Annotated in this window: 17 protein-coding genes and 2 pseudogenes; 10 read left to right on the plus strand and 9 right to left on the minus strand. The window is 55.2% G+C overall.

The features are described 5' to 3' along the window. Nucleotides 1-76: 76 nt before the first annotated feature. Nucleotides 77-283, minus strand: a complete 207-nt coding sequence (locus DMX12_RS30050; RefSeq protein ID WP_003253464.1) for a hypothetical protein — start codon at nucleotides 281-283, stop codon at nucleotides 77-79. Between DMX12_RS30050 and DMX12_RS30055 the strand changes: the two genes are divergently transcribed. The 3 genes from DMX12_RS30055 to DMX12_RS21645 all read left to right on the plus strand — a co-directional run bounded on the left by DMX12_RS30055 (nucleotide 263) and on the right by DMX12_RS21645 (nucleotide 1,931). Beyond that, nucleotides 263-463 carry a zinc ribbon domain-containing protein gene (locus DMX12_RS30055; protein ID WP_223255137.1) on the plus strand — a complete coding sequence of 67 codons (201 nt, stop codon included), beginning with the start codon at nucleotides 263-265 and terminating at the stop codon, nucleotides 461-463. The genes DMX12_RS30050 and DMX12_RS30055 overlap by 21 nt on opposite strands. Before the next feature lie 54 nt (nucleotides 464-517). Then, on the plus strand, nucleotides 518-1,423 hold the full coding sequence (locus DMX12_RS21640; RefSeq protein WP_003253462.1) for a cation diffusion facilitator family transporter: 906 nt from the start codon (nucleotides 518-520) through the stop codon (nucleotides 1,421-1,423). 157 nt (nucleotides 1,424-1,580) lie between these two features. Then, the gene (locus DMX12_RS21645) at nucleotides 1,581-1,931 is read left to right on the plus strand and encodes a DUF3147 family protein (RefSeq protein WP_003253461.1); all 351 of its coding nucleotides are present in this window, start codon (nucleotides 1,581-1,583) and stop codon (nucleotides 1,929-1,931) included. A 32-nt stretch (nucleotides 1,932-1,963) separates the two neighbouring features. Here DMX12_RS21645 and DMX12_RS21650 read toward each other — a convergent pair whose 3' ends face one another. Beyond that, nucleotides 1,964-2,290: a DUF2790 domain-containing protein gene (locus DMX12_RS21650; RefSeq protein WP_003253458.1), complete on the minus strand. Its 327-nt coding sequence runs from the start codon at nucleotides 2,288-2,290 to the stop codon at nucleotides 1,964-1,966. 689 nt (nucleotides 2,291-2,979) lie between these two features. Between DMX12_RS21650 and DMX12_RS21655 the strand changes: the two are divergent. Beyond that, a pseudogene (locus DMX12_RS21655) lies at nucleotides 2,980-3,653 on the plus strand (heavy metal response regulator transcription factor). Further along, complete coding sequence (locus DMX12_RS21660; protein WP_009682005.1) at nucleotides 3,650-5,068, plus strand: heavy metal sensor histidine kinase; 1,419 nt, start codon at nucleotides 3,650-3,652, stop codon at nucleotides 5,066-5,068. The pseudogene DMX12_RS21655 and the gene DMX12_RS21660 overlap by 4 nt, the downstream one beginning before the upstream one ends. A gap of 57 nt (nucleotides 5,069-5,125) precedes the next feature. On the opposite strand, the gene DMX12_RS21665 is transcribed toward DMX12_RS21660, so the two are convergent. Next, the gene (locus tag DMX12_RS21665) at nucleotides 5,126-5,713 is read right to left on the minus strand and encodes a hypothetical protein (protein ID WP_003253452.1); all 588 of its coding nucleotides are present in this window, start codon (nucleotides 5,711-5,713) and stop codon (nucleotides 5,126-5,128) included. A gap of 266 nt (nucleotides 5,714-5,979) precedes the next feature. Here DMX12_RS21665 and DMX12_RS21670 point away from each other — a divergent pair, with 266 nt between their 5' ends. Then, nucleotides 5,980-6,201 carry a hypothetical protein gene (locus DMX12_RS21670; RefSeq protein WP_003253450.1) on the plus strand — a complete coding sequence of 74 codons (222 nt, stop codon included), beginning with the start codon at nucleotides 5,980-5,982 and terminating at the stop codon, nucleotides 6,199-6,201. Nucleotides 6,202-6,283: 82 nt separating this feature from the next. Here DMX12_RS21670 and DMX12_RS21675 read toward each other — a convergent pair whose 3' ends face one another. From DMX12_RS21675 to DMX12_RS21685, 3 genes are read right to left on the minus strand one after another with little or no spacing between them, the layout of a single operon-like run. Then, a complete protein-coding gene (locus DMX12_RS21675; RefSeq protein WP_003253448.1) occupies nucleotides 6,284-7,738 on the minus strand; it encodes a glycosyltransferase family 39 protein in 1,455 nt (484 codons plus the stop codon). After that, nucleotides 7,732-8,715 (minus strand): glycosyltransferase family 2 protein, encoded by a 984-nt coding sequence (locus tag DMX12_RS21680; RefSeq protein WP_003253446.1) that lies wholly within the window; start codon nucleotides 8,713-8,715, stop codon nucleotides 7,732-7,734. Before DMX12_RS21680 ends, DMX12_RS21675 begins: the two co-directional genes overlap by 7 nt. Further along, the gene (locus tag DMX12_RS21685) at nucleotides 8,681-9,100 is read right to left on the minus strand and encodes a GtrA family protein (protein ID WP_003253444.1); all 420 of its coding nucleotides are present in this window, start codon (nucleotides 9,098-9,100) and stop codon (nucleotides 8,681-8,683) included. Before DMX12_RS21685 ends, DMX12_RS21680 begins: the two co-directional genes overlap by 35 nt. A gap of 257 nt (nucleotides 9,101-9,357) precedes the next feature. Here DMX12_RS21685 and DMX12_RS21690 point away from each other — a divergent pair, with 257 nt between their 5' ends. The 4 genes from DMX12_RS21690 to DMX12_RS21705 all read left to right on the plus strand — a co-directional run bounded on the left by DMX12_RS21690 (nucleotide 9,358) and on the right by DMX12_RS21705 (nucleotide 13,520). Further along, nucleotides 9,358-10,326, plus strand: coding sequence for a LysR family transcriptional regulator (locus DMX12_RS21690; RefSeq protein WP_003253442.1), 969 nt, complete (start codon nucleotides 9,358-9,360; stop codon nucleotides 10,324-10,326). 210 nt (nucleotides 10,327-10,536) lie between these two features. Then, complete coding sequence (locus tag DMX12_RS21695; RefSeq protein ID WP_003253440.1) at nucleotides 10,537-11,844, plus strand: OprO/OprP family phosphate-selective porin; 1,308 nt, start codon at nucleotides 10,537-10,539, stop codon at nucleotides 11,842-11,844. 298 nt (nucleotides 11,845-12,142) lie between these two features. Next, nucleotides 12,143-13,168 (plus strand): hypothetical protein, encoded by a 1,026-nt coding sequence (locus DMX12_RS21700; protein ID WP_003253439.1) that lies wholly within the window; start codon nucleotides 12,143-12,145, stop codon nucleotides 13,166-13,168. Nucleotides 13,169-13,295: 127 nt separating this feature from the next. Further along, nucleotides 13,296-13,520: a hypothetical protein gene (locus DMX12_RS21705; protein ID WP_003253436.1), complete on the plus strand. Its 225-nt coding sequence runs from the start codon at nucleotides 13,296-13,298 to the stop codon at nucleotides 13,518-13,520. A 90-nt stretch (nucleotides 13,521-13,610) separates the two neighbouring features. On the opposite strand, the gene DMX12_RS21710 is transcribed toward DMX12_RS21705, so the two are convergent. The 3 genes and pseudogenes from DMX12_RS21710 to DMX12_RS30410 form a co-directional block, all read right to left on the minus strand. Then, nucleotides 13,611-15,608, minus strand: a complete 1,998-nt coding sequence (locus DMX12_RS21710) for a heavy metal translocating P-type ATPase (RefSeq protein WP_009682002.1) — start codon at nucleotides 15,606-15,608, stop codon at nucleotides 13,611-13,613. A 201-nt stretch (nucleotides 15,609-15,809) separates the two neighbouring features. Then, nucleotides 15,810-16,133, minus strand: a complete 324-nt coding sequence (locus DMX12_RS21715; protein WP_003253432.1) for a DUF2790 domain-containing protein — start codon at nucleotides 16,131-16,133, stop codon at nucleotides 15,810-15,812. 183 nt (nucleotides 16,134-16,316) lie between these two features. Next, nucleotides 16,317-16,390 (minus strand): annotated as a pseudogene (locus tag DMX12_RS30410) (maturase); the annotation flags it as partial.

Consider the following 16,390-nt stretch of genomic DNA (forward strand, 5'->3'; position numbering starts at 1 on the left):
GGCTTCGTTTTGACGTAGGCTAATTTTGAACTTTCACTTTAACTTACAAGTCTTTCTCGCGAGCAGAACATTCTTTTCAACTTTTGCTCGTTAATATGTCACCCATCAATGAGGGGCGAATACCATGAGCTTTTTCAAAAATATCCTGGGCGGGCACCATGGCCGTGGAAACCACGGTGGAGGCAAGCACCACAGCGGGGGACATGGGGCCGAGCAATACGATCGCCATGGCCGGCAGCAGGGCTGCGACGGCGGCAACCAGGTGTATGACGGCGGGCGCCATGCCACTCCAGCCCCCATTAAAGATCTGCAGGGCTGCAGGCAGTGCCGGACGGCCAACGATCCGTCAGCACGCTTTTGTCTAAACTGCGGAACACCACTATCGAGTGGTTGCACCGCCTGTGGCTCGTTGCTGAGCGCAGGAGCAAAATTCTGCAGTCAGTGTGGCCAAGCGACGCTCTAACGATAGGCAGACAGGAAGGCCAACGAGACCACAACCCTGCGCAAGGAGAAATACGTGGGTTCAAATCATGACCATGGCAGCGCTGCAGTACGCGAGGGGCATCAGAAGAAGCTAATCATGGCGCTCGCCTTGACTGGCAGCTTCATGATTGCAGAAGTGATCGGTGCGTGGATTACCGGCAGCCTGGCGCTGCTGTCTGACGCATCCCACATGTTCACAGATACTGCCGCCTTGGCGATCTCACTGATTGCACTTCAGATAGCCAAGCGCCCGGCGGATCAGAAAAGAACCTTCGGCTATGCGCGCCTGGAGATTCTGGCTTCGACGTTCAACGCCGTGCTGCTCTTCCTGGTGGCGATGTACATCTTGTACGAGGCCTACCAGCGCTTTTTCATGCCGGCGGAGATCGCTACCGGGGCGATGATGTGGATCGCAATCGCCGGCCTGATCATCAACCTAATCTCGATGCGCCTTCTGGCATCTGCGAGCAACGAGAGCCTTAACGTCAAAGGCGCCTACCTCGAAGTTTGGAGCGACATGCTCGGCTCGCTAGGCGTAATCATTGCAGCACTCATCATCCGCTTCACGGGCTGGACCTGGGTCGACACGATTGTCGCTGTGGCAATCGGACTTTGGGTACTGCCGCGGACGTGGCAGTTGCTTCGCGAAAGCCTGGGGATTCTCATGGAGGGTGTGCCGAGGGGGCTCGACGTTACGGCAATCGAGGCCACCATCCGCGGCGTAGATGGGGTCACGGACGTTCATGACTTGCACGTCTGGGCCGTCAGCAGTGGCAGCAACGTGATGACGTCGCACGTAGTGGTACGGGATTCTGCAGATGGGGATGCTGTGTTGGCGGCCGTCGTGGATGCTGTCAGCGATGGATTTGAAATCCATCACTGCACCATCCAGATCGAGCGGGCAGCTTTCCACGAGAGCGTTCCCTCGCCCTCGCACTGATCGATCGGTAAACACCATGCAGACACATCCCCTTCCTGGCTGAGGGGGATGTTGTAGAAGAAATGCGATGAGGGATGGCGTAAACGGCAGGAGCACTTCGAGAGGGGTTGGAGAATGGCTTCACCTCCCCCGTCCACAATCCCCAGAAGGTTCAGCGATGGCTTGGATCATCACGAAGTACCTACTCACTGCCGGAATAGTGATTCTCGTATCAGAGCTGGCGAAACGCAGTGACAAGCTGGGCGGCCTGGTCGCCGCCCTACCCCTGGTCACTGTCTTGACGCTGGTCTGGCTCTATTTGGAGAACCAGAGCATGGAGAAGATCTCCAATCATGCTTGGTACACGTTCTGGTACGTGCTTCCTACACTGCCGATGTTTATCGCGTTCCCGTTGCTGCTACCTAAGCTCGGCTTCTGGCCGACCCTTATCAGCAGCATCCTCATCACAATGGCCAGTTTCGGATGTTTCGCCGTACTGCTGCGCCGGTTCGGCATTGAGCTTCTATGATCCGGCGACCGCAGACATCATCTTGATGAGCCTTAACGGCTGTTAATACACTCGCCCTTCACCAGGTAGCGAACCATGTGCAGCTCGCCTTTCGAGTCTTCGTAGGTCATCATACTTCTTACATTACCGCAGTACCGCACGCTGGGTGATACATACACCAACTTACCAACGTCAAGGTCCATACCGTAGGCATAGTCTTCAAGTTGAGGCATGGGCTTTTTTACGCGCTGAGCATAATCCGCAGTAGCCTCTCTAGCAGAACGCTCAATGCGTTGGTTTATTTCCATACCGCTTTGTGCATTGGCTGTTAGTGATGTGAAGAGCATAAACACGGCGATCGCTGATACAGTAGTGTTCATAAGAAGTCCCTTAATAAAAAAGCGCCCGTAGGGGGGCGCTAAAATTCACCTACCAAAGGAGCGTATGGTTTACAGGTGAATGCATTGACGAGAACAACTGCCCGCTGCTCTTGCCAAGCTGCTTTGAAATGAGACAATTTCCAAAGCAGCGATGCCTCTTCCGCTGCCCTTAAACTAGCAAAGGAGGCTAACACCAAGATGATCGCGCAATTACAATTTGGACATGTAATAGATTGTAAGGTAATTATTCGGGAGACTACTGAGCCACCAAGTGAACTAATTCGCAGAAAGGCGTAGCAGTTCGCGGCCGTGCATGGGGACTGCCTGCGTGGCGCACTCGATGCAAGGCCAGCGCCAGTCTCTGCAAGCTGGCGACCGAAATACTGCCTGTCATGGCCGATTCCGCCTGTCAGGCGAAGCTGTCATACACCGTCGCAGACCCCAGAATCCGCTAAGCTCAGAGCTGGAGCCTGCATGACTGTCAGAAATCTTGCGGCTACATTACAAATTTGTAGGATTTCGCCGCGGCCAGCTTCTTCGCGTTAAGATTCAAGCGTCCTCAGGTGACCCGGCGTATGGACAGAGGTAGCGACTACCACATGCCATACCCTCAGCCTATCTTTCGAACAGCCTGCAACCATAATCTTGGCGGATTAGGCCAACTCCTTCCTCACACCTTGAGATAAGTTATGCGCGTTCTAGTTGTGGAAGACGAAATTAAAACTGCCGAATATCTTCAGCAGGGCCTATCCGAAAGCGGGTATGTCGTAGATATCGTGCACAACGGTGTAGATGCCCTGCACTTGTTCAACACTAATGTCTATTCGTTGGTCCTTCTGGACGTGAACCTCCCCGGTATCGACGGCTGGGACCTGCTGGAAACCATCCGTAAGACCAGCCGGGTCCGCATCATCATGCTGACCGCCCGCGGACGCATCAATGACAAGCTCAAGGGCTTGGACGGCGGCGCGGATGACTACCTTGTGAAGCCATTCGAATTCCCTGAACTGCTTGCTCGCATCCGTTCGCTGCAACGCCGTGGTGATGAGTTGTCGAGAAGAGCTCGCTGAAAATTGCGGATCTGGAACTCGACTCCGTCCGCCATCGCGTCTTCCGCGGTGGCACACGCATCGATCTCACCACCAAGGAATTTGCGCTTCTGCACCTGCTCATGAGCCGAACGGGCGAAGCGCTGACTCGTTCCCAGATCATCTCGTTGGTCTGGGATATGAATTTCGATTGCGACACCAATGTCATCGATGTAGCCATCCGGCGCTTGCGCTCGAAGATCGATGACCCGTTTGAAACCAAGCTCATTCACACGCTTCGTGGCGTTGGGTACGTTTTTGAGGAACGCGCATGAGGCCATTCAGCCTGGCTGCAAAGCTGGGGTTAAAAGTTGGGTTGATGAGCGCAGCGTTGCTGCTTCTGTTCGCCACCTTTGGCTATCTGATGGTAGGTAAGGCTCTGGAAAGAAATGCCCGAGCGGACCTGGAAGTAAAGATGGCGGGGATGGCTCACAACCTGTCCACCATCCCGGATATCTCCGGCGTCAACGCAGATGCACATCAGCTTGTCGATTTGGTCATGGGCCACAACAACCTGTATGTGAGCATATTCGATACCTCACAGAATCAGACTCCTCTGCTCTCGATTGGCTCGAAACAGGTCAATCTGGAGGTGCACAAGTTTCAGCCGGCGGCCCAGCCTAAAGAGCATGAATGGCGTGATACGCAGGACCGTCCTCTGCTGAGTGCTTCTCGGATCATGCGCTTGGGCGATGGAACAGAGGTCAGCGTCTATATGACCATGGACCAGTCATCCAGTGAGGCACTGCTTGATGCGTTGCTGACTTGGGCCTTGATGATGTCCCCCGTCATCCTCGCACTGATCTTGGCCATTGGCTGGTGGACCGTGCGCAGAGGCCTGCTGCCGCTGACCAAATTCCTCAAGGTGGCGTCAAAGATCTCAACGGAGAGCCTCGACCATCGTCTTCCGACTGATGGGATGCCGGCAGAACTCAAGAAGCTCGCCGACGGCATCAACATCATGCTGGCTCGCCTGGATGATGGCGTTCAGCAGCTCTCGCAGTTCTCTGACGACCTTGCCCACGAACTTCGAGCACCGCTTTCCAACCTGATGGGCAAGGCCCAGGTTGCCTTGACCAGAGAAAGATCGCTTTCCGAGTACCGGGAGGTTCTAGAGTCGTGCACAGAAGAGTTGGACCGCATGAGCCGCATGGTTTCCGACATGCTGTTCTTGGCCCAGGTCAGTCACCCTGCGTCCATGGTGGAGTTCGAACCGGTGTCCCTGGTCGACGAGGTTCAGCGCGTATGCGACCTCTTCAGCATTTCGGCAGAGGAAGGCGAGATCCAGCTGCAGATTTCTGGGAGTGATGATGTGGTACGCGGGAACCGCCTGATGGTTCAACGGGCCGTCTCAAACCTCGTGTCGAACGCGATCCGCTACTGCCCTCGCGGCCGCACGGTCTACGTGAAGGTGCAGCATAGTGCGAGCGGTACGACCTTGAGTGTCGGCAACCCCGGCCGCGGTATTGCCAAGGAACACCATGCGCACTTATTTGAGCGGTTCTACCGTGTGGACAAGAGCCGAGCACGGAGCGAAGGCGGTACCGGTCTTGGCTTGGCCATTGTGCAGTCGATCATGAGCCTGCACCAAGGGTCGGCGAGCGTGGAGGTGACCGAAGAAAACTTCACCTGGTTCCACCTTCACTTTCCCGCAGCCCAGCAACTGCAGCCAGCAATGACCGCCGCTTAAACCGCGCAGACATGATTAGGCCCGTCCATCGACGGGCCTTTTTGTTTGCTCAATGCATCAGTGCCGGAGGACCACAGGGTCCATAGGCGACCGCAGAATCACCGACTTGATGATCTTCTGCTCGTCAGGATTGGCGTTCTTCCACAGGTGTGAGAAGTACTGAGCATTCACTTTCTCTTGAGCACTTACGCTGCCGGCGGCATCGATCAGGCGCATGGTCGAGTAGACACAGATCAGCGCCAGAATGAAGAACGACGTGGCGACCACCATCACATAACGCTTGGCCAGCACCGGTGCCCGCTTGAGCTCCTGGATAGAGGCGTCCGCCGCCTTTGTCGCTGCTGTAAGCTCCGAGATCAGTGGCTGGATGGCGGTGTCGACTCCGCGGCATGCAGCTGAATACGCTGATGCAGCGGCGCGCAAGGCAACCTCCTCCGCGTTCGACCAAGCCTTCTCCGCCTTTCGCACCTCCTCCTGAATCTGCCGGCCGACAGCGTCCACCTGCTCCACCAGTTCGTTCGACCTCTCCAGAACAGCGCTGGAGGTCCGCGTCTGCGAGGTCAGCTCATCGAGCTGGACAGTGAGTTTTTCAGTGCAGCGGCGAAAGTCACCGATAGCAACTGCCCAGGGCTCTATGTCATTCATGGCTATCTCCTAGGGCGGCCAACAACGCCGCGCTGAATTAACGCGCTAGATATCAAAATTGTAATTTAAGAGAAAATTCTTAGTCGCCCTCGACAGTGCCGAGATAGACATGATCCTTCCAGATTTGAGGATTTAACGCATCCTGCCTGCCGCCAAAATTACGGAATTGTAATTATTGACTCACCTTGTCGTTAGCTTCGCGTTCCTAAACTACAAACCAACAAAGGCCGCTAATCAGGCAGGCCTAGTATGAACCGAGGTTCACAATGAAATTTGTCAAATCTATCGCTATTGGCAGCCTGCTGCTGGGTCTCATGGGTACCGCTTACGCTGAAGGTGGCTTCGAGCGAGCGAAACAGTTCAATGAAAACTTCCGAACCGAACAGGCTCGCCTATGGAGCGATGACTCTTCGGACCAGAACAAACAACAAGTCGCTCAAGAGCAAAAGAAAGAAAGCAAGGATGGTAAGGAACAAGCCGACAATTAATCGGCGGTTAAATAGGACTTCAAATGACGAAAGAAATCGACAAAAAAGCCAGGATAAAACCTGGCTTTTTTGTGCTTGGAATTTAGCCTTCGTTCTTGCGAGGCGTTTCCGCATTGCTTTCTCCAGCCAGACCCTCGGCACCTTGTACGGTACGTTTCCAATGGCACAGCATGAGCTGGCTGGCGTTCGCTTCGGTGATCGCTGTACATGCTAGATCAGCGGGCAGACCATCCTTGCTGTCTCGCAAGCGCCTGGACAGATAGAACGAGCCATCCTGCGGCCACTTGGCAGGATCCTTGATGTTCTCGGACTTTCCGCTGCTGTAAAACTCCGACGAGTATGAGCGGCGGCCAGGATAGATCAGGGGAGCGGAATGAGCAGACTGCACATTGAGCCAGGCTTGAACCACATCTCGCTGATTCTGAGGTCGCTCCTCAAGTACCCCGGCGTAGATGATGCCCGCACCGATGATTGGTAACACCAATGCACTCGCCGCGGCAGCCCATGTAGTCTTCGGGCCAACATCGCTGATCCGTCCGGATAGCAGCAATGCCCAGGCTGGCAGCGCAGGTAGCAGGTAGGTCCACAGAATGTTGCCTGCAAATGTGAAGAAGACCGGTGTCGCCAAGGCCCACAGCCAGAGGTAAGCCTCGAAGCGCTGCATTGATTCACGCTTGCGGATCAGTAATGGTAAGAAAAAGGCCCACGGCAGTAGCGACAGTCCGAGCTGGATCCAGATGGTGCCATATGGCTTGGCATGAGCACTGCCGTATAGGTCGCCCGCCCAGTTACTGACGACGTAGCGGCTCCAGTGCTCACCAACGAAGAAGTACTCCATGAAGCCGGGCGTTTTCATCTCGGCCGCGACATACCAAGGCACGGATATACCGAACATGAGTACAAGGCCGCTGATCCAGGGAAGCCTCAGTACCCGTCCCCATTCCTTGTAGATAACGAACCAGGCGAATGCCGGCGCCCCCATAAGCACTAGGGTCAGAGGGCCTTTGGCAAGCAAGCCCAGCCCGAGACCTGCGAACATCAGGTAGGCATCCGCCTTGCTGGCGCACTTCATCCAACGCCAGAAACCGTAGCTGGCCAGCAGAATCGAGAACGACAAAACAGGGTCGGTCAGCACGACACCGCTGGAGACTAGGCCAAGGGTGGTGCTGGAAAAGATAATGGCGGCCCAGATGCCGGCGTTACGGGAAATCTGCTGCGTGCCGAGTTTGATGATGATGAAACAGCTTGCCAGGTGCAGCAGCCACGCCGGGAAACGCGCAGCGAACTCGTTAACGCCGAAGACCGTCATGCTTGCGGCCTGGGTCCAGAAGGACAACGGTGGCTTGCCCCAGAACGGTACCCCGTAGTCGAACATGGGCGTGATCCAGTCATTCAACTCGACCATCTTGCGAGCCATTTCAGCGTAGCGAGCCTCCGATGTGTCCATCAGTGGATAGATGCCCAGCCCCACCAAACGCAAGAGCAAAATCGAACCCAGGATCCACCACAGCGTCCGCTCGTTTTTCAGGCTCAGCATTTCTTACCCTCGATCGAGGCCATCGAAGGGTGGAGTGACACGGGATCCGCCTTGCTGCTGTGCTTCAGGAAATAGAGAGGCCGGCGCTTCACTTCCGCGAGTGTCACGCCCAGGTACTCCCCCACCATGGCGACACCGACGCACATGAATGAAGCCATTCCGACGATCAGGTGATGGATGTCGAAACTTCCTGCCACAAGCGACGCAAGCATGTAGCAGATGCTGGAGACGAAAAGACCGAAACTGATGAGGCTGAAAATGCGCAGCGGTTTGCGAGAGAAGCTGACGATGCTTTCGATGGCCAGATTGAACAGGCCAGCTGCATTCCACTTGGTGCTGCCGGCATGGCGAACGGTGCGATTGTAGGGCAGCTCGATGGTACGGAAGCCTACCCAGCCGATCATGCCTTTGAGAATCCTGGAGCGTTCGTCCAGCGCCCGCAGTGCTGCCAGCGGCGCAGGCCCAATCAATCGGAAATCGCTGACATCGGCCGGCATGTCCACCTTCTCCACCAGGCGCTGCATGACCCAGTAGTAAGCCCGGGCACTCATGCGCTTAAACCACGAATCACCGACTCTCAGGTTGCGTTGCATGTTCACCACGTCGTAACCGCGTTGCCAGTGGTCCACCATGGCCGAGATGAGCTCTGGTGGGTCCTGCAGGTCGACATCGATGAAGATCAGCGCACTGCCACGGGCATGGTCTATCCCGGCGCTGAGTGCAGCCTCTTTGCCGAAGTTGCGACTCAGGGACAGACAACGTACAGATGACCCATCCTGATAGTGGCGAAGAATGTCGGCCGTTCGGTCGTTACTGCCATCGTCGATATAGAGGATTTCGCAGGAGACGGGTAAGCGCTTCACGACGCGGGTGATCCGCTGGTGGAACTCGGGGATGGTTTCCTCTTCCTGGAAGCAAGGGACGACGATGGTTAACAAGGGATCAGGGCGCTCGGGAAAGCGATGTAATGTCTGCATGATTGAATGTCCAAAAACGATGTGCAATGAATCCAAGTGCAGTGAGGCTTAAGGTCACTACAAGTTGGGAGATGAGCGGTGACAGATTCGACTTGATGAGGAACCACATACCCACGCCATTGCCGAAGTTTGTGGCTAACGCGACCAGTGCAAACCTGACAGGCTGAAACTTACGAGAGCCATCTGACACAAAGCAGAGCGCCCTATTTCCAATAAAGCTTGCGATAGCGCCAACCATGCCTCCACAGATACTGGCTAGCAATGGAGTAGATAATTCTGTCGTAACCAGCACTAGGAACACCGCATAATGGATTCCCGTTGCTATGAAGCCGATCCCCAGATAACGAATCAGTAAGGTAGTAAGAGGTAGGGTTTGATTTTCCATGCCCAAAGCCTATGGAGGCAAAGGTGAAAAAAAAGTGAACCAAATGTAAATGCGTAATTGGCTAAATTTAGATCTGCCAAGTAATGAAATTGGCGCGCTAGGCTAGCACGCTACAATATCAGCAAGATTGCTCGAAAATTACGCTTTCGAAATAAAACCTTCCGATAACGCATGCATGACCTGCGGATTACAATGCTGACAAGATAAGGAAATGCTGGGTGGCATTGAGATAGATTCCCCGAATTAAGGGGGACCCAATGGTTACACAAAATGAAACATTTACAAGCAGCGTTGTTCCTTACAGTCCTGACATATTGGATGATCTGCCAATTGATGATCAGCTGGCCGTAGAGTTTTTCGCAACAGCACGTTGTGCCAGTTTCAAACAGGCTGCCCGGGGGCTCAATGTGCCAGTGGTAGGCCTTCGGAAACGCTTGGAGAAACTGGAAGAGCACATTGGTGCTCCCGTGTTTGTATACAAACACAACAAGCTTGCCCTGACCCGCACTGGCGAGAGGGTCAGCCATTACCTGTGCCAGCTCTTCGGCCCAGACGGCCTTGGCAAGTCCGGTGAAAAGGAAGTCCCCAGGCTTACCATCGCGATCACGGAGCCAGTGTTGAGCGACATCGTAAACCGCGATCTAGTCGCCTACGTGCGCGATCATGCCGAAATGCAGCTTGAAATCCATTCAGAGTGCACAACGCAGATGCTCTCTGAGTGTGAAGTCGATGTGGGTATCGCTTTCGTGAGCCCAGATGATGAGGGCGCGTTTGATCGCCATCCTACGTATAGGTTTGAACGGCTTGGCCGGATTGGGCACTCGCTGTTCATTTCCAGCCGCTACTCAAGAAGCGTCACCCTTCCAGTGCAGAGCCTGGATTTGCACAACTTCATGCTCGTTATCCCTTGGGATGAAGAGATTTTGGCGGGCTCACGAAAGTGGGCATCGATAATGGCTGAGCATCAGGGCGGTACCACTCGGGTAAAGAACTATAACTTATCCCGTGGCCTTGTCGTAGGAGGCGCGTGTATCGGTGTGCTGCCCGACTATAGTCGAAAGATGGAGAGGAATATTCTGCCGATGCCGGGTTTTTTGGACGATCTGGAGGAGAAAGATGTCTATCTTGTTATCAAAACCAAGCTTGCCCGCAACCCGCACGTTCTGGAAATCCGTAGATTGATCAAGAAGAGCTTCTTTGATAAGAAGGACTGGCTTGTTCGGTAACAGTTTTGTTAGGTTTCAAACTCTCCTGTTAACACTACAGAAACACAACTGTCATATTCGCTTGCAATCTAGTCAGAGTGCTTAGAACAAAGGCATCTTGTTACAGCAGGTGACAACCGTGGCCTGCTCCCATCTGCAAGATAAATTTAGGCCGACGAAGGGCGAAATACAACGTCGGTAGCTAAGCACTTAACATACGAGAGGCAAGCAATGATCCGTTCTTCGAACATGCGGGAAAAGCTGTTGGCTGCCGCAATAATAGGCACATTTTCCTCGCAAGCATTCTCCGGAACAGTAACCACTGACGGAGCTGACATCGTTCTGAAGACCAAGGGCGGTCTTGAAGTATCGACTTCTGACAAGGAATTCAGTTTCAAACTGGGCGGTCGCGTTCAGGCCGACTACGGCCGTTTCGATGGTGTCTTCACCAAGAATGGCGATACCGCTGACGCCGGCTACTTCCGTCGCGCCTACCTTGAGCTCGGCGGCGTTCTGTACCGCGACTGGAAGTATCAGCTCAACTACGACCTTTCCCGCAACACGGGCAACGACTCCGACGGTTACTTCGACGAGGCCAGCCTGACCTACACCGGTTTCAAGCCCGTCCAACTGCGATTCGGTCGTTTCTACACCGACTTCGGTCTTGAGAAAGCCACCAGTTCGAAGTGGACCACTGCCATGGAGCGGAACCTCTCGTACGACCTGGCGGACTGGATCAACGACAACGCCGGCATGGGTGTTCAAGCCACCAGCACCATCGCTGACATGGCTTATGTCTCCGGTAGCGTTTTCAGCGAAACCAACAACAACTCGGATGGCGACAGCACCAAGCGCTACAACGCACGTGCCGTGTTTGCACCGCTGCACAGTGATGGCAACGTCCTGCACGTCGGTGCTCAGTACGCTTACCGCGACCTCAAAAACAGTGCGGTCGATACCCGGATTCGTTCGCGTCTTGGCGTTCGCGGTGTAGATACCAATGGCGGCGGCGATGCCGGCACCAACGGCAACCGCATGCTGTTTGGCGGTGCCGCCGCACAAGATGGCCTGTGGAAGGACGATTCGGTCTGGGGTCTCGAAGGTGCCTGGGCCACCGGCCCGTTCTCGGTGCAAGCGGAATACCTTCGCCGCAAGCTGAAAGCTGACCAGGCCAACAGCGACATGAAGGCCTCTGGTTACTACGCCCAGATGGCTTACACCCTGACCGGCGAGCCGCGTATCTACAAGCTCGACGGTGCCAAGTTCGACACTATCAAACCAGAGAACAAGGAACTGGGGGCCTGGGAAGTTTTCTACCGCTTTGACGATATCAAGGTCGAAGACGGCAACCTGGTCACCGCAGCGGATCAATCGAACGAGCGCAAGGCCAAGAGCCACACTGTGGGTGTGAACTGGTATGTCAACGAGGCAGTGAAACTCAGTGCCAACTACATCAACGTGCGTACTGACAATAACGAGAACACCGTGGGCGACGACAGCGGCAATGCAATCGTGACCCGCCTGCAATACGTCTTCTGATCCCTCTCATCAGTCTGACGTGAGAAAGCCGGAAGCGCTCAATGTGCTTCCGGCTTCCCTGTTTCTGACGTGATCGAGCTTGGAGCGTCCTCCTCCTACCTGCTCTCGCTCACCTGATGACCTCTCTTGCCAAAACTCGGCGAATCTGGTGTGATTGCCGCGTCGGGTTTTGCATGGTGGCCGTGCAAGCAAACCAAACCTGACTCCTACTCATGATTGAACCTGATTCGACGTCCAGCTTCGCGTCTAACGGCCCTACAAGCGCAGCTACCCCAACGTCGCTCATTAGGGGATAGTCATGTCTGCCAAAAAGCTGCTTCAACCTCTCGCTGCTCAGCTGCACGCCTCATTCTCGGCTTCCGGTCGCCCGTACGCTCACCAGCACATTCACCAGTTGCTCCACGCTGCCATTGGCTCCGTCTCCCCAGAAGTTGACTCCCAAGACAATCTGCCAATCCAGGTATGCCGTGACAGCGACAGGCAGTACAACCTCTACGAGACGATTGAGCGGGCGAAAAAGTGCTTGGGATTGACCGATCTTCAAGCAGTCGGCGTGGCTGAAGAAGTCATCGAAGTACTACGAGCTGCAGGGATAGGCGTGAACCAGGTTCGCCTGCTCCTCGACCCCTCCTTCACCTCGAAGACTCGTAAAAAGGCATTCAAAGCCCTTTGCAAGAATCTGGATCTGAACGAGCTCGGCGATCGATTCGTCCCGAAAACGGCGACGCTGGCCATTGCGGCGGGTATGGCACCGCCTCCGAAAATCACGTGGAAAGATCGCTTCGCACTGGCTGCAGATTTCCCTATACGGGGACAGAGCCAGCTCGTCGAAATGGTGACTCGAAGCGAGTGCTATCTGTGGGTATTTCCGCCGACTGATCATCAAGCTACGGCTTCGGCGAGTCACGACCGCTATTTCGGTGAACAGACCCATCCGAGCGCTGAGATGGGCATGGGGTTCACTATCATCGATTCCGGATCGACCCGCCCTAAATTTCCGATGCTCTCCAAACAGCCGGAAGAGACCTTCATCCAGTATTCACTTTCGGCGCCGATGTGGTTCTGGCGCGCACAAAGTAACACCTGGCGGCTGGGAAACATCCTGCGCTCCAAGATCCTTGACGGGGCTCCTTGGCATAACGAGCCCTTGAGCGATGTGCTGCCAGGTGGTCTGAAGTCTCTGCCGCGGATTTATGGGTGCACCACCTGCCAAACGCTGTTCGTCGAGAAACACAGCGGCTATCCGGATGTACCCACTCAGTGCCAATGCGGTGAGGCGAGCAGCACGCGTGACCAAAACGAGTCACCTGCTCTCAATAGCTGATTTTCCTTACGGTGGCGGGCTATGCCCCCCGTTAGGGATTGGCTATGGGAGCGGGATTCGCTCACCCCAAACCTGAAGGCGCCGCCATCTAACCGAGCGATATGAGCTGAATGCTCGCGGAGTAGATATGCAGAACAGTACCAACAAACAAGACACCCTGGCGGCGATCAATGCACTTGTGGAGATTGCGTATGATCAGGGATTTGCGAACGGACAAGGGGTCGGCAATCAAGTCGGTTTCGTAGCCGGTGTCATGAGTCTCAAAGCTGCGTTGGCCTGCGGCTTAAGGCACGGCTCACCTGAGTGTGGGAAGGCCCTTGAAAGCCTCAAGCGCATCGGGATCGACGAGTGAGAAAAGTACGGGTCGTGCGCTGATCGCGCACGACCCGTACTTCTACTTCAAGTCATTTCCCTGCTTAGCTTCATGATTGAAGCTCAGGGATCAGGAGCTTCTGCGGTAGGCCAACAACCGCAAGGCGTTGAAGACGACCAGCAGTGTGGAGCCCTCATGGATCGCAACGGCGGCACCAATGCTCAAGCCCATGATGGTAGACGGAACCAAGATGGCCACAATCCCCAAGCTGACGAACAGGTTCTGGCGGATGATCGATCGCGTGTGACGGCTCAGCCCCACCGCAAATGGGAGTTGCCTGATGTCGTCAGCCATAAGCGCGATATCAGCCGTTTCCAGGGCGACATCAGATCCGGCAGCCCCCATTGCGATGCCAACGCTCGAATTGGCCATGGCAGGGGCATCATTCACGCCGTCACCCACCATGGCCACCCTGGCGCTGAGGCGCAGGTTCTTGATGGCCTTGACCTTGTCTTCCGGCATTAGGTCTCCCCACGCCTCATCTAAGCCAACTTGTTTGGCTACCGCCTCTGCAACGCGGTTGTGGTCCCCAGAAATCATGACCATGCGGTCGATGCCCATCTCTCTGAGTTTCTGGAGTGCCTCTTTGGCACCCTCTCGGGGTGTGTCCAATAGCCCGATAGCGCCCAGATCCTTGTCAGCGCGACGTACCACCATGGTTGTGCGGCCCGACTGACGCAGACGCTCCGCAGCCTCCAAGGCTGCCTTGCTCAGTGCGGGAATACCATTGGTACCGAACATCTCGACCTTGCCAATCCAGACGAACTGCCCATCAAGCTCGGCACGTACGCCGCGGCCAATCATGTTGCTCATGTTCTTGGCTTGCAATCGGCGCCGTGTGCCAATCATCTCTTCACCGTCACGCACAATTGCCGCAGCCAGCGGATGGTCGCTCATCGACTCCACAGCGATGGCGACGTTTAGTAGATCCTCGATCTGCGTGCCGCCTACCGGTATTACATCGGTGATGCGTGGGCGCCCTTCGGTCAGGGTACCGGTCTTGTCGAATGCCATGGCATTCAAGGAGCCGAGCTCTTCAAGCGGTGCACCGCCCTTGATCAGCACGCCACCTCGGGCTGCCCTGGCGATGCCAGATAGAATGGCGCTTGGTGTTGCGATCGCCAGCGCGCAGGGGCTGGCTGCAACCAGTACGGCCATCGCCCGGTAGAACGAGTCACGGAACGGCTCATCAAGGAAAATGCCGGCAAATAGCAGCCCGACTACCAGCAGCAAAACCAACGGGACGAATATGCGTTGGAAGCGGTCCGTGAATCGCTGGGTCGGTGACTTCCTGACTTCGGCTTCACTGACCATCTTGATGACCCGCGCCAGGGTACTTTCCGTAGAGCGCCGTGTTACCTCAACCTCGATGAGCGTTTCGCCATTGATGGTACCGGCGAAGACTTTCGAGGCTGCATCCACTGCATCTGGCTTGCTGCGTGCGAGTTCGGCATCAGGGACAGGTTGCTTGTCCACGGGGACGCTCTCACCGGTTACTGGCGCCTGGTTGATACTTGAGGAGCCCACTACAACAAAACCATCGGCCGGTAGGCGGTCATTGGGGCGCACGATGACAACGTCACCGGGAACCAGCAGCTCCACAGGCATTTCCAACGTGCCATTTGCTCTGCGTACGATCGCGGTGGCTGGTGCGAGCTTGGACAGTGCCTCAATCGCTTTCTTGGCCCGCCCCATCGCGTAGCTTTCAAGGGAATGCCCCAGACTGAACAGGAACAGCAGCAGAGCCCCCTCCGCCCAGGCGCCAATGCTCGCGGCACCGGCTGCGGCGAGAAGCATCAGCGAATCGATCTCGAAGCGTTTCTGGCGGATGTTGCTGATCGCTTCCTTGGTGGTGAACCATCCACCGAACACATAGGCCGACACGTACAGAATCAGGGGCAGTCGATCAATCAGGTCAAGTTGTCCTGCGAGAGCTCCGGCACCCAGGAGGGCACCACAGATCAGCGCGAAAATCAGCTCCGTGTTCATGCCAAAAATGCCGCCATGCTCATGGCTATGACCTTCATGCCCAGCTTGGTCATCAGGGCGTTCAAGCAAACTCTTCATAACTCGTCCCTTCTGGGGTCAAGGCTTCCAATTGCCCTCTGCAGTTGGGAGCCGTCGCGGTTGGTTAGCTAAGACCTATTGCACGGTTTGCCCCGGCCCAGGCGTTAACATGTCAAAACCATGGGGCATCGGGCGTAATAAAAAATGCCAGGCACTGCCTGGCATTTATGAATTCTCTAATTGTTCTGTTCAAATCGTTTACTACTTGTTGTTGATGCATTGCGAATACATCGAGTAACGAACAGTCTTGAGCGTGCCCTGGGAGTCCTCGAAGGTCATCAACCGTGGGTAGACCTGGCAGGTACGTGGGTCCTGCGACTGACGTACGAACTTAGCAACGTCTATCTTCATGCCATATTTGTAATCCTGAATCTCTGGCATTGGCTTGCCATTTTTCTCCGCGTACTTGGCCACTGCGGTCTGGTGCTCCTTGGTGTATTGCAGCTGCTTGCTCTCGGAAAAAGTGTTGGCCTGCGAAGCCACCGAGAAAACAACAAGTGCAGCAGCGATAATTAGCTTTTTCATAAAACCCTCTCAATTTCAAAACTTCTCGGGCGTAACCTTAGCAATGCATAGGCATCACCGGCATGACGAGAAACTTACAATTTTGAAAGGTAAGTGCATCTACTTCACTTTAATCGAGTAGGAGGCGGGTTCACACCCGCCGTCCTCTCACACCACCGTGCGTACGGTTCCGTACACGGCGGTTCAAGTTATGCGGCTAAGCCGGTTGATCGTATCCAGTATCGAGACCAGCCCGAGTCGATCCCATATTTTCTTCG

The organism is Pseudomonas sp. MB-090624 (assembly GCF_003205245.1).
In the GTDB taxonomy this organism is placed as follows: Bacteria; Pseudomonadota; Gammaproteobacteria; order Pseudomonadales; family Pseudomonadaceae; genus Aquipseudomonas; species Aquipseudomonas juntendi.

Excerpts from the sequence above, each read along its gene's own strand:
- DMX12_RS30050 (WP_003253464.1), bottom strand. The coding sequence starts at position 283 with ATGGCGCCCGCCGTCATACACCTGGTTGCCGCCGTCGCAGCCCTGCTG.
- DMX12_RS21645 (WP_003253461.1), top strand. The coding sequence starts at position 1,581 with ATGGCTTGGATCATCACGAAGTACCTACTCACTGCCGGAATAGTGATT.
- DMX12_RS21650 (WP_003253458.1), bottom strand. The coding sequence starts at position 2,290 with ATGAACACTACTGTATCAGCGATCGCCGTGTTTATGCTCTTCACATCA.
- DMX12_RS21660 (WP_009682005.1), top strand. The coding sequence starts at position 3,650 with ATGAGGCCATTCAGCCTGGCTGCAAAGCTGGGGTTAAAAGTTGGGTTG.
- DMX12_RS21665 (WP_003253452.1), bottom strand. The coding sequence starts at position 5,713 with ATGAATGACATAGAGCCCTGGGCAGTTGCTATCGGTGACTTTCGCCGC.
- DMX12_RS21670 (WP_003253450.1), top strand. The coding sequence starts at position 5,980 with ATGAAATTTGTCAAATCTATCGCTATTGGCAGCCTGCTGCTGGGTCTC.
- DMX12_RS21675 (WP_003253448.1), bottom strand. The coding sequence starts at position 7,738 with ATGCTGAGCCTGAAAAACGAGCGGACGCTGTGGTGGATCCTGGGTTCG.
- DMX12_RS21680 (WP_003253446.1), bottom strand. The coding sequence starts at position 8,715 with ATGCAGACATTACATCGCTTTCCCGAGCGCCCTGATCCCTTGTTAACC.
- DMX12_RS21685 (WP_003253444.1), bottom strand. The coding sequence starts at position 9,100 with ATGGAAAATCAAACCCTACCTCTTACTACCTTACTGATTCGTTATCTG.
- DMX12_RS21690 (WP_003253442.1), top strand. The coding sequence starts at position 9,358 with ATGGTTACACAAAATGAAACATTTACAAGCAGCGTTGTTCCTTACAGT.
- DMX12_RS21695 (WP_003253440.1), top strand. The coding sequence starts at position 10,537 with ATGATCCGTTCTTCGAACATGCGGGAAAAGCTGTTGGCTGCCGCAATA.
- DMX12_RS21700 (WP_003253439.1), top strand. The coding sequence starts at position 12,143 with ATGTCTGCCAAAAAGCTGCTTCAACCTCTCGCTGCTCAGCTGCACGCC.
- DMX12_RS21705 (WP_003253436.1), top strand. The coding sequence starts at position 13,296 with ATGCAGAACAGTACCAACAAACAAGACACCCTGGCGGCGATCAATGCA.
- DMX12_RS21710 (WP_009682002.1), bottom strand. The coding sequence starts at position 15,608 with ATGAAGAGTTTGCTTGAACGCCCTGATGACCAAGCTGGGCATGAAGGT.
- DMX12_RS21715 (WP_003253432.1), bottom strand. The coding sequence starts at position 16,133 with ATGAAAAAGCTAATTATCGCTGCTGCACTTGTTGTTTTCTCGGTGGCT.